Origin of the sequence: Clostridium lacusfryxellense, assembly GCF_018861735.1 — a bacterium.
In the GTDB taxonomy this organism is placed as follows: domain Bacteria; phylum Bacillota; class Clostridia; order Clostridiales; family Clostridiaceae; genus Clostridium_AD; species Clostridium_AD lacusfryxellense.
This window is the reverse complement of sequence record NZ_JAHLEB010000001.1, coordinates 15,197-28,072: the sequence shown is the minus strand read 5'-3', so window position 1 is coordinate 28,072 and position 12,876 is coordinate 15,197. Positions and strand designations below refer to the sequence as shown.

9 protein-coding genes are annotated in these 12,876 nt (G+C 29.5%); 4 read left to right on the top strand and 5 right to left on the bottom strand.

Translation table 11 applies throughout. The features are described from left to right. The first annotated feature begins 6 nt into the window (after positions 1–6). From KPL55_RS00125 to KPL55_RS00120, 3 genes are all read left to right on the top strand, one after another. Positions 7–1,320 carry an SH3 domain-containing protein gene (locus tag KPL55_RS00125; protein WP_216304678.1) on the top strand — a complete coding sequence of 438 codons (1,314 nt, stop codon included), beginning with the start codon at positions 7–9 and terminating at the stop codon, positions 1,318–1,320. A gap of 147 nt (positions 1,321–1,467) precedes the next feature. Then, positions 1,468–1,974 carry a CBO0543 family protein gene (locus KPL55_RS26670; protein WP_376770416.1) on the top strand — a complete coding sequence of 169 codons (507 nt, stop codon included), beginning with the start codon at positions 1,468–1,470 and terminating at the stop codon, positions 1,972–1,974. Between the two features lie 65 nt (positions 1,975–2,039). Next, entirely contained in the window at positions 2,040–3,305 is a 1,266-nt protein-coding gene (locus KPL55_RS00120) for a hypothetical protein (RefSeq protein WP_216304677.1), read from the top strand. A 56-nt stretch (positions 3,306–3,361) separates the two neighbouring features. On the opposite strand, the gene KPL55_RS00115 is transcribed toward KPL55_RS00120, so the two are convergent. The 5 genes from KPL55_RS00115 to KPL55_RS00095 form a co-directional block, all read right to left on the bottom strand. Continuing rightward, positions 3,362–4,798 (bottom strand): L,D-transpeptidase family protein, encoded by a 1,437-nt coding sequence (locus KPL55_RS00115; RefSeq protein WP_312887171.1) that lies wholly within the window; start codon positions 4,796–4,798, stop codon positions 3,362–3,364. Between the two features lie 91 nt (positions 4,799–4,889). Continuing rightward, entirely contained in the window at positions 4,890–7,028 is a 2,139-nt protein-coding gene (locus KPL55_RS00110; RefSeq protein WP_376770415.1) for a HAMP domain-containing sensor histidine kinase, read from the bottom strand. Next, positions 7,006–7,698, bottom strand: a complete 693-nt coding sequence (locus tag KPL55_RS00105) for a response regulator transcription factor (RefSeq protein ID WP_216304676.1) — start codon at positions 7,696–7,698, stop codon at positions 7,006–7,008. Before KPL55_RS00105 ends, KPL55_RS00110 begins: the two co-directional genes overlap by 23 nt. A gap of 50 nt (positions 7,699–7,748) precedes the next feature. Further along, a complete protein-coding gene (locus KPL55_RS00100; protein WP_216304675.1) occupies positions 7,749–8,318 on the bottom strand; it encodes a hypothetical protein in 570 nt (189 codons plus the stop codon). 184 nt (positions 8,319–8,502) lie between these two features. Further along, complete coding sequence (locus tag KPL55_RS00095) at positions 8,503–10,161, bottom strand: oleate hydratase (protein ID WP_216304674.1); 1,659 nt, start codon at positions 10,159–10,161, stop codon at positions 8,503–8,505. A 421-nt stretch (positions 10,162–10,582) separates the two neighbouring features. Between KPL55_RS00095 and KPL55_RS00090 the strand changes: the two genes are divergently transcribed. Continuing rightward, the gene (locus KPL55_RS00090; protein WP_216304673.1) at positions 10,583–12,868 is read left to right on the top strand and encodes a glycosyl transferase; all 2,286 of its coding nucleotides are present in this window, start codon (positions 10,583–10,585) and stop codon (positions 12,866–12,868) included. The last annotated feature ends 8 nt before the right edge of the window (positions 12,869–12,876 follow it).

Sequence of the window (12,876 nt, the reverse complement as noted above, 5' to 3'; positions counted from 1 at the left end):
GTAAATGTGTATAAGGATTTAAATATGTATAAAAGCGATTATAAATTACCTGATTTTATGAACTTGACTTCTTTTTGGATGAATGATATTACTGATGCAAAACAAGTAATACTTTCTGACGATGCTATCCATAAATTCAATCTTAATCTTAAACCTATGATTACCTCTTTATACAATTTAGCTAATGAAGATGATATAATATCTTTTACTACTTTAACAAAATACATACAATCATATGAACTACCAAAGAAGGATATGTATAATTCAAATGGAGATTTACTCACCGATGATTATTTTAAAGAGATTTTTCATAATACTAATTTAGATGTCATCAAAAAATGCACTCAAATTAGGTACGGTATGAGTATAAGAAAAACTTCAGTTCGAAGTTTCCCAATAGAAACCCCTATTTTTTCTTCTATAGAACATAGCATAATAAATAACTTTGATAGGTTTCAAGAAACAGGTTGCTTTGCCTTTGAAGCCTTATTAATTTACCATGAAAGTTTTGATAAAAAGTGGTATTTTGTGAAATTTTATAATTATTTTGGTTGGATTAAAACCGAGGACATAGCAATATCAGAAGATAAAAAACAAATTTTTGATTATACACAAGGGAAAGATTTTCTAAGAGTTATATCCAAGGAAACCAATTTATCAATTAATGATAAAAACTCTTCTCCTATAACAATAAAATGCGGAATGGGTACAAGGTTATGTATCCTAAATAATAATCACTCCAGTTCACCGGAAAATTATATTGTAAAGTTTCCAACACGTGGCAGCGATGGTTCACTTATTTTTAAAGAAGGCATAATAAGTAATAGCGACGATATTACCTACGGAAATTTACCGTATACAAGATATAACATAATAGATCAAGCACTTAAATTTATTGATACACCCTACGATTGGGGTGATAAATTTTCTGGCAAAGATTGTTCCAGCTTTATACTAGCAGTTTATAAATGTTTTGGATTTTCACTTCCACGTAATGCAGATCAACAGGAAAACAGTTTTTTTAACACAGATAATTCTTTTATATTTAATAAAGACGACACATTAAAAGATAGATACTCTAAAATGGATAAGCTAAAACCAGGTGCCGCAATATTTCAACAAGGACATGTAATGATGTACCTAGGAAAATATAATGATACTTATTATATGATTCATAGCTTTTCAGGGTACAGTGTTAAAAAAGACTCTTCTTATGAGACACGAAATGCATTGCTAGTTGCAATATCCACCATAGAGCTGCTAACTGCAAGTGGCCTACCTATTATTCAAAAGTTCACTTCCTGTGTACAATTCCAATAAACTTATAAATGAATTAAATTATTTATATGTTAAATAAAAATTCTCCCTTTACTTTGAAAGCTTTGATAATTTCAGAATCAAATACGTAATAATCGGAGATAATATATTATTATGTCTATTAATCTTCTATTTAAAGGGAGTGTTTAAATGTACCTTATCTTTCTTTCGTTATTTTCTGTTTGTATATGTTACAAATTAGGTGATTGGAGAAATTGGGAAAAATATTATTCAACAACGCTATTTTTTATTTTAGGTAGTCTAACTTGTGCCTTTTTAACTTATAATAATCCATTGTGGTTATATGAATCAGTAATTATAAATCATACCTTTACAGATTTATTTTTTTTAGTTACCGTATATCCATCTACAATAATGATGTTTATTCCTCATTTACCCAAGAAAATTACAAAAATATTTCTCCATGTTTCTATTTATGTTTCTGTATATACAATTTTTGAATTTATAGCTGTTAAATTAGGATATTTCTCATATTTTAATGGTTGGAATATATGGTACACCCTTATATTTAATTATATAATGTTCCCTATATTAATACTTCATTATAAAAAACCATTATATGCTTGGGTTATTGCAATGGTTATTCCACATATTTTATTTTTTATTTTAAAAATACCGTATAAAGTTATTAGATAAATTATATGCTTAGTATTAGTATATAAAAATGTGCCTTGTTTTAAAAGTAGATATTGGGGGTAATTATGAATAGCTTAGTTGTATATAATATGGTAGAAAAACTTAAGTATAAATATATGAAATTATGGTGGTCTACTAACAAATGTTTTCCTGCCTTAAGCGGAACATTTAGCCTCAAAGAAAAATTTCTAAAAGAAAAACATATGAATAAGTTCTTGAATGACCTATTTACTCACTTAAAACAATGCCCTAAGGATGAAAATCAACAAGTAGCTTGGAGAGTTACTCTGTGGGATATGATAAAAACTTTTGGCCATGATTCAGGTTTTACTGAAGATGAAATTAACGGTGATTTTTCAAAATCACTTCCACTAATAACACATAAGTTTATTTGTAATGTTAAAGAATTTGATAATACTATAAGCTTAGATAAGATGGTACAGGCCTTAAGAAATGTTTGGATTATGAACATACTCCAAGTTCTTTTTAACACAAAGGTCGAATACACACCTTCTGTTTTTGCTTATAGTATGCTTTATCCATATACTGATAATTATTTAGATAACACTGAAATATCCTTTCAAGATAAAAAATATATTAATGAAAGATTTAAATTAAGATTGGAAGGTAAAAAAATCAAATGTAGTAACACACATGAAGAAACCTTATTTAATTTAATTGAGATGATTGAGGATCAATATCCTAGAGCGTCATACACAAAATTATACGAAAGTCTTTTATGCATACACTCTGCTCAATGCAATAGTCTTACTCAACATAAAGTCATAACCTCACCTTACGAGCTGGATATTTTAGGAATAAGCACTGAAAAAGGTGGTACATCTGTACTTGCAGATGCTTATTTAGTAAATGGTAAACTATCTGTAGCACAAGCGGATTTTGTATTCGCTTATGGAACACTACTTCAATTTTGTGATGATTTACAAGATACAAAAGATGATCTAAATAATGGTCACATGACTATGTTTTCTGAAACCTGTGGAAAATGGACTTTAGATAATATTACCAATGCTCTATTAGATTTTTCTTTTAAGATAATAGATTTAGATGAGGGTTTCACCTCAGATGAATCCTATAAAATGAAGGGGTTCCTAAAAAAGAATCTAGTTTTCCTTATTTTTGAAGCAATTTCACAAAACTATAACTTATATAGTAAAGAATATATTAAAAATATAGAGAAATACTATCCTTTTAGAATGTCATATACAAGAAACCTTTATAAGAAGATTAAAAATAATTATTTGAGATTTAAAAGTATGCATGGATATACTATAGATGATGTCATATTAATTGCTACAAATGTAGATTAAGAAGGGAATTCATATAATGAATTCCCTTCTTAATCTATTTCCAGCATATTCACTTGTTAATAATAACAGACAATTGGTGTACCTGGACTTATATTTTCAAATACTGCTTTTGCTAACTGATATGGTGAATTTACACAACCATGCGACCCACCTGCTAAATATATCTGTCCACCAAACGTACTTCTCCAGTTTGCATCATGAATTCCTATGCCTCCATTAAAAGGCATCCAAAACTTAACAGGAGAGGCATAATCTTGACCTTTAAGTGTTGCATCTTTTTCTTTATACTTGAGCTTATATATTCCTCCTGGTGTTTTTGTCTCAGCTGAACTTGCTTTACCTGAAACAATATTTCCTTGAGTTATCACCACTCCATTTTTATAAAACCATAAGTGCTGCGCTGCCAAATTTATTTCTACATAGGTATTCCCCACATCATCGTTTCCATGAAATAATGCCGTTTGAGTGTATGAGGGCTCCTTTTCTATATTTTTACCATCTTTTATAATTGAAATTAAATTTTGGGTTTCTTTATCTTTATTAATATACCAGCCATAGTCGCCAGTAGCGATATTAATTTTTCTTCCTGATGTTGTTTTAAAAGTCCTATTTTTACCTATTGTATTGTATTTACTAGCAAGCACGTCCACATAATTCTTAACCTCTTTTTCATTAAATGCGACTTCACTATTCTTATCAACTGAAAGCCACTTATTTATTATAGCTCCATCTAAAAGCTCATTAGCCTTTCCAAAAGTATAGGTAATTTTGGAGGATACGTATTTGTTAAGTATGTCCTTAGTATCTACAATTTTTTTAGAGCTTGAAGTATACTGTGGGTTAACATAATAATTGCCTGAGTTCAAGTCTATTGCAGTTTCTCCCTTAAGTAATGCATCTGCCACACTGTTATACAAACTGTCTTTATTAACCTTATTTCCAGCGATCTCAGCTACTATAACATAAGCATTATCTGTATACTTAAAGCTAGGATTTTTAGGCTCCGTTACCTTACTGCTATCAAAACAAGCTAATTCATCCACTTGTTTTTTTAATAGCTCCTTATCATATTTGACCCCTTCTATCATCTTAGAATCATTTGTATTAAAAACTGCTGACATCCATTTATAAGGATTTTGTTTATCTTTAAATTCTTTAAAGTCACCATCCGCATTATACTTTAAACCAACACTATCTCCACTAATTTGTTCTATTGCACCTCCTCGTTCTTTTATACTTAACTTGTATGTTTTAATTTCAGATGCCATTTGTTTATTTACCTTCCCCACCATTTCACCTGAAACACTAATGCTGTTTATTGAAGATCCAAAATAAAAATGATTCATGAAATATATTGCCATTCCAAAATATATAGCAAGTAAAGTACAGACACAAATTATAATACCCATAACGATTTTCTTATGCTTTTTTATTGGAACTATTATTGGATCTACTACCTGCTCAACTACTGACTCTCCTGCATCGATTTCCAAATTAACCACCCCTTTTATTACAATAAGATGTAGAATTAGTACATACCCCTTTAATCTACATATCATTTATATTAACTACCTATAAATCTTATTACCCCTCCACTGTAAATAATGGCACTATTACCTTAGCTTTAAAAAGATCCCCATCGATTTCAATACTAAGATTTCCTCCTTGAAGTTCTAATATACTTTTTGCAATTGAAAGTCCCAGCCCTGAACCTTCAGTATTTCTAGACATGTCTCCCCTAATAAATCTTTCAAATATTTCTTCATTATCAAAATCCATTTCATAGGATGAGATGTTTTTCATACTTATAATTATTTTGTCACCATCTACTAATAACTCAATGTATACTCTAGTATTAGGAAGCGTATATTTTAAAATATTATTTATTAGATTTTCAAATACTCTCCATGTCCTTTTTCCATCTAAGTTAGCATAAACTTTTTGCCCCGGAACTTTTAACTTAAATATTAAGGATGAATTGTTTATTTTTTCATCAAGCTCTGCTAATGCTTGCTGTAAAAGTGCAATCACATCTAATTTTTCCATATTGAGTTGCACCGCTCCGCTAGCCATCTTAGAAGCTTCAAATAAGTCATCTATAAGTATTTTAAGTCTCTGAGATTTTCTATCTAGTATATCTATATACCCATTCGATTCTTCTTTGGTTAATCCTTCTTTTTTTAGCAAATCAACATAATTTATAATTGATGTAAGCGGAGTTTTTAGATCGTGAGATACATTGGTTATAAGTTCAGACTTAAGTCTTTCACTTTTTATCTCATTTTCAAGAGACTTCTTGAATGAAGCCTTCATGTTGTTTATGTTATGAGCTAGTTGAAAAAGATCGCCCCTCCCTTTCTCTTCTATATTGTAATTAAGATTTCCTGAAACTATTTCCTGTGTTCCTTTTATAATATTATTAAAAAACCTAATTTTATTTAAGGAGTATATTATTATAAATAACATGTAACAAAATGCATATGATATTGGTATTATTATAAGAATTGAACCTGCCATTAATGTTATCACTGCGCCCAATAAAGATACCGCAAATACTACTGTAAGTAAAATTATACATCTTTTGGATAAATTATTAAAGAGGCATTTTTTCACCTCATCTCTGAATAGCTGCTTGTTTTTTCTAAAACCAAGCACCACCCTAAAATTTAAATAAATGTAAAATATGTACATAGCTATAACTGTAAGGATGTAAACGTGACCAAGGTTATATGGTTTGTAAAAAAACGACACTCTACTCATGTAAAAACTTATTATAAAAAAGTAAAAAATAAATATAAATATTTTCACATCTAAGGGTATTTTTTGATACCATTTTTTTGATTTCTGAATAAACGCTATTTCCTCATTATTTTTCCTTAATATAAGTATAAAAGTAATACCTATAATTAATGCAACAAAACCTATAATAACCTCTTTAATAATCCTTTGCCTAACAGAATTCGAATAAATATAATTCTTATATGTATAACTATTTTGATTTATACCTTTAGGAATAATAAAATATATTTCCCCACTAGTTCCTAACCACTGATATATTGAATTCATCTGGATATTATTTTCTAACGATTTCTGGGAAAACTTGATACTGTACAAGGCATTGTTTTTGACATATAAATTTATATCCGTAACATCTGCTATATTTGTATCCATAACATTGTTTTTCCCTTTAGTTAAATAATATTTAATATTAGATTTTCCCTCTACAGCTTTTTTAATATTTTCATAATCTTCAGTTTTATATGCAATTATTTCCTTTTTCAGATCCATTAAAGTTTTTGTATCTTCCTTTTTAAATTCTTCGATTTCCCTAGTTTTTGCATCATTTAGCCTAATAATCTTATTCTTATTCCCTACTTGTTCTGCTTCTAATATATCATTTTTATATTTTTCATTTATTTCATTCTCCTTATTTATAAAATTAGAATCATAAAGTGATTTAGAAGACATTAGTTCTTCACTAGTAACTTTTTCATCCTCAGACTTTTTAGAAAAATCTTTATACGTTTCATTTAATGCTTGTATATTATTAGAATAACCAGCTATTTCATTTTCGAACATTGAGCTAGTAAAATACGGCTCAGCTTTTAAATAATCCCTGTTTTTTATAATATCTTCTACTGACAAACTAAAAATAGCAAACATGTAAACACATATAATAAAGGTTAGAATATATGTATATCTATTTTTCAATTTTATATCCAATACCCCACACCACCTTTAAGTATTTAGGTTCCTTAGGATTTATCTCTATCTTCTCTCTTATTCTCCTTATATGAACAGACACAGTGTTTTCTCCATTATAAAATGTTTCTTCCCAAACTCTTTCGTATATTTCTTCAATTGAAAATACTTTTCCCTTATTTGAAATCAAAAGTTCCAGTATTTTATATTCAATGGCTGTAAGTCTCATTTCTTTTTCATCCACTGTTACCATTTTTGTATCTTTATTTAGTATAAGCCCACGTACATTGATCTCATTATCGCTTTCTTTATAATTACCAAGGTTTGTATATCTTCTAAGCCCTGATTTAACTCTAGCTATAAGTTCCATTGGATTAAATGGCTTTGTTATATAATCATCTGCACCTATATTAAGCCCCAGTATTTTATCAGTATCTTCAGATTTAGCTGAAAGCATTATTATTGGAATGTTTTTACTTTCTCTTATTTTAAAAGTAGCTTTAATTCCATCCATTCTAGGCATCATTATATCCATTAATATAAGGTGAATTTCTTCTGTTTTTAAAACCTCCAAGGCTTCTATACCGTCTATAGCATGATATACTGTTATACCTTCATTTTTTAAATATATCTCTATAGCTTCCCTAATTTCATCTTCATCATCAGCAATTAAAACGTTAAACTTAGTCAACCTTATCACCCCCTAGCTATATTATATATGTTAATGACGAAACTTTACAATCAGTTTTTCCTCATGAAGAAAGCAAATTTATCTTTGTCAAAACCATTAGCTTTAGCTATAACATTTATATTTCGAATGTGATAAATTTTCCCCTCATAATCTTTTGCTTGGTTATCACATATATAAGCATAATCGTAATTTCCATCCTTTACCCATTTCATAAATATATAAGTATGTGATGGAGATCCACTTTGATTTCCACTTTCATCTGTGGTGAAACATATATCTCCAGGCATTAATTTCTTATAATCCTTTTGTTTTTCAAATCCCTTTTCCTTAAGTAAAGATATAATTTGTTCTGTGTTGCTTGTCTCTGTAGGCACCTTAAGATTATTTTCTCGTAGCAGCTGAGCTATAAAATAAACACAAGTATTTTGTGAACTACCTTGATTTAATTTTATAGCTTCTTCATAGATATCTATTCGGTTTGATTTAATCATTAAAAAATCATATACATTTGTATTTAAAGCTAAACCTTCCGCTTGTGTATCTGGCTTGATATTATTTGAAAATATTATTGCTATACTTGTTATCACTAAAACAATTACTATTAGACCCATTTTTCTCATTTCATTCCACCCCCAGTATAATCATCTGATATTACTAATTATACAGGCTTATTTTTACAAAATACTTATCATAATTCTTACAAATTTATTAAGAAATAAATAAAACGCCCCTAATTCTGTATTTTGTTTAAAATTAATAAGAGGGAATTCATATTATATAATGAATTCCCTCTTATTTAAATTATTATTTTAATAACATAGATTTGAGTGCGCCTATTTCTTGGCGTAAATTATCATCCTTCATAAGTTCCATTGCTGAATTAATAAGCACGCGAACATCATGTTGTCCTTTATAAATAGGTGTAAGTCTCTTATTTAGATTTAGGAATTTATAAACAGCAATTTGTGCACCTCTTACCGAGTAATCCATTGTAAATACTACATCATCTTCTATTTCACAAAATTGTCCTAGTAATGCCAAGTTAGTTGAACCTTCTGGAATATTTTGAGGTCTATCTCCTTTTGCCCTAGTTAAAAATTGTGCTGTTGTAAATGGTAATATGCATGGTATACAAATAGATGTTTCAATAATCTTCTTCATATCCTCTTTAAAGTTTAGGTGATATAATACCTCTGCTAATATTTCCTCACCGCTACAGTCTACCATTCTCTTTTTGATAAAATCACCTTTTTCGTATGGGAATAATGAATAGCCCCATATAATTTGTATTTCATCAGGTTGACTTAAAAAATGTGGTTGATTATGCAATACTATTGTCATGAGCCAAGCAGAATCTCTAAATGTCATATGTGCACCTGTTCCTGGCTGATTTCCTGAGAATTCTATTATTTTCTTATACATTGTTGGATCTTTAAGGGTAACTGTGAAAGATTCCCACATTGATTCTTCAACGCGTTCATCAAAAACCTTTGGATTCCCAAACTCAGGACGATTTACCGCTATTTTCTCCCATAGCTCCCATGCTCCACCTACATGTTTGTCATTAATTTTTGCAGGTTTTGTCATTGACCCAAGGCTTGTTCCGGCTGTTAAAGAACCAATAGTTACAAATGCAAGGTCACCTTCAGAAATCTCAATTCTGCTCTCTTTTCCGTTTTTAAGGCATTTAAATGCTGTAACTGTTGTCTGCGTATCCGATGGTTTAAATTCTAAATCAGTTACTCTTGTATTTAATTCAAAATTAACACCTTTTGACTTTAACCATTCCGTCATAGGTAATAACATTGAATCGTATTGATTGTATGGTGTACGACGTATTCCAGATAAATCTTTAAGGCGAGGTAATTCTTGGATAAATCTATGAAGATATCTTTTAAGTTCAACTGCACTATGCCAAGTCTCAAATGCAAAAAGCGTAGTCCATTGAAGCCAAAAATTTGTTTTAAAAAATGCTTCCGGGAAACATTCCTTAATAGTTTTTGTTCCTAATGAATCTTCAGAATTAATCATTATATCCATTAACGCCATTCTATCCTCGCGGTCAAATCCTAAAGATGATACATCTAATATGTTAGCATCATTATCTATTAATCTAGCTTTTGCATGGGTATGAATTTTTTTATTAAAAGCATTAAATTCATCAAGTATTGAAACTTTTGGATCAGTTAATGACGGAATACTTTCCATAATTCCAAAAGTGCAAGTATAAGCTTCCCTATCAAACATTCTTCCACCACGGATTACATACCCATCCTCGGCATTACCATTCCCATCCATACTCCCACCTGTTACATTTAATTCCTCATATATATGAATGTTTTTGCCTGGAACATGTCCATCTCTAATTAAATATATGGCAGCTGCCATTGATGCAAGTCCAGCACCAACCATATAAGCATTTGTTTTTTCTACATCAATTGTTTGATCAAAATTAAATCTCATTTTTAAAACCCTCCATTTGAAAATTTATTTAATAATTTATTTGATAATTTATTTAAAAAATTATTAAAAGCTATAGTTACACTATAAATCCAAACAAAATGAGCGTATACAATCAGATTTTAAAAACTGTCTTAAAACCATACACATTACTTTGTTTGTAGCAATGCAGGTTAGCAAGGTTTTATCATGCTATTTTAAATAAACTCCGATTCTTGTAACAGATTAAATCATAATGAATACTTATATAGTACAAACTATATTATGATCTCAAAGGTTACTTTTATAATAATATAGGACAAGCCTTTTTTACTTTTAAGATGAATTTTTATAATAAAGGCCAAGCTATAGATTTACTCGGCAGAAGTCGAAACTATTTGATATTCAATTTAAGAAATGAGGTACGGAAGGGAGTAAACTAAGTATGGATAATTGGGACGAAATTTACGATTTCTTTTCTAAAGGTAACTCTAATTCTAATAAAGATAAAAATGAAAATAATGATACAAAAAAATATAGTAATAGTAATAATAATGATAAGAAGAAGAAAAAAGATAACGACAGTAAGAAAAACAAAGATAAAAAATCTAATAAAAAACACAGTGATAAGCACAAAGGAAAAGTCGTAAAAGTAGAAGATTATAAGGAAGATAATAAACATGAAGAAGAAATTATTGAAATAAATACAACAGATGAAAAAGTATATGAAGATAACGTATATGAGTATAAAAATGAAACTATTGAAGACAATACAGCAAAAGATGTAGCAAAATATACTGAAATAGATGTCATAGACGACCACGCAGGAAATTCTAGCCAATGTTGTTTTTGTACAATAGTAAGCAAGGATTATTTAATAAAAATCCTAGCTTTTTACCATTCGCTTGAAAGGCACAGTAAAAATTTTCATCTTTGGATTTGTTGTATAGATGAGGATATCTACTCCTCTCTTTCAACTATTAATCTTAAAAATGCTTCTCTTATTCATTTAAGTACATTAGAAGACCAGCAGCTACTCGCTATAAAAAACACCAGAAAAATCAACGAATATTGCTGGACTTTAAAAGCTGCCGTTATTCGCTATGTGCTTATGCATTTTAGCATACACTCGATAATTTATTGCGACAGTGATATGTTCTTCTTTTCAGATCCACAGATGGTTTTTGATGAATGGGGTGAATCTTCAATATTTTTATGCCCTCAAAGAGATCTTGAATGGGTTCACAACATGTACGGTAAATTTCAAGCAGGCTTCATAGGATTTAAAAAGGATACACAAGGACTTAACTGTGTTAATTGGTGGAATAGGAAATGTATTGAGTGGTGTTATGGACAACCTGATCCTGAAACAGGAAGATGGGGGGATCAGAAATATCTAGACCAAATTCCTGGTATGTTTTCAAGTGTAAAGATCTCAAATAATCTGGGAGTAGATGCCGCACCATGGAATACGATATATAATAATAATTTTAATATTAGCTCGCAAAATAATGAAATTTTTATTGAAGGTGATAAGTTAATAGCATATCACTTTGCATGTCTCTCAATATTTAACGAAGATGATTACGACTTATGGACTTTTAATTATTTATCACTGAGTTCAGCCATTAAATCTTATATTTATATACCATATATTGAAAACCTAAGAAATGCAATTAATATTATAAAAACCTATCTAAATGAAAATAAAGAGGGTTTATTTAATAGATCGGATCCAAGAGAAGCACAAACATTATTTAAATATTCACCTCTAACTTTAGCTATGGCTATCTACAATGATTTTTATAGCTTTTGTACTATAACAAGTAGTGAATATTTGTTGCAATGTATGGCACTTTATACTTCACTAAAAGATAAAGTCAACAATTTTAATTTATTTGTGTGCTGCATGGATGAAATTTCGTTTTATGTCTTAAGTAATTTGAAACTCGAAAATATGACAATTATTAAGGTAAACGAAGTAGAAGATGCTCAATTGATTAACATTAAACAAGGTAGAAGTATGCAGGAATATTGTTGGACTATTAAGGCCCCATTGATTCTTTTTATTTTAGAGAAATACGGTATAGATTCTGTGGTTTATTGTGATGCAGATATATTCTTTTTTTCTGACCCCAATGTGATTTTTGATCAATGGAAAAATTACGATACACTAATTTGCCCACAGAGGGATTATCCTGAATTCGAAAAAATCCACGGACGCTTTCAGGCAGGATTTTTAGGATTTAGAAACAGAGTCAGCAGCCTAGCCATATTAGAATGGTGGAAGAATAAATGTATAGATTGGTGCTTCGATGAACCTGATATCGAAATGGAGAGATGGGGAGATCAGAAATATTTGGATCAGATTCCAAACTTATTTTACAGTATAAAAATTCTAGATGACCTAGGTATAGATGCAGCTCCTTGGAACCTAATTATTAATAATAATTATAAAGTTTCTAATGAAAATAATACTATTAAAATTGATGGATCTAAGCTTATAGTTTATCATTTTGGAAGTATGCATATATTTGATGAATCTACTTTCGACTTATGGAAGCTTGATCCCCTATTTTTCAGCAAAGAAATAATTGATAGTATATATACCCCTTATTTAATTGCTTTACAAAGATCAATGGAAATATTGAAGTCATCTGGCCTAGTTGATTTAAAAGAACTATTTAGCTCTCAACCGGTTATTAACGCTAAAAACCTATTTGAATTATAATCGTATAT

Excerpts from the sequence above, each read along its gene's own strand:
- KPL55_RS00095 (WP_216304674.1), bottom strand. The coding sequence starts at position 10,161 with ATGAGATTTAATTTTGATCAAACAATTGATGTAGAAAAAACAAATGCT.
- KPL55_RS26670 (WP_376770416.1), top strand. The coding sequence starts at position 1,468 with ATGTACCTTATCTTTCTTTCGTTATTTTCTGTTTGTATATGTTACAAA.
- KPL55_RS00120 (WP_216304677.1), top strand. The coding sequence starts at position 2,040 with ATGAATAGCTTAGTTGTATATAATATGGTAGAAAAACTTAAGTATAAA.
- KPL55_RS00100 (WP_216304675.1), bottom strand. The coding sequence starts at position 8,318 with ATGAGAAAAATGGGTCTAATAGTAATTGTTTTAGTGATAACAAGTATA.
- KPL55_RS00090 (WP_216304673.1), top strand. The coding sequence starts at position 10,583 with ATGGATAATTGGGACGAAATTTACGATTTCTTTTCTAAAGGTAACTCT.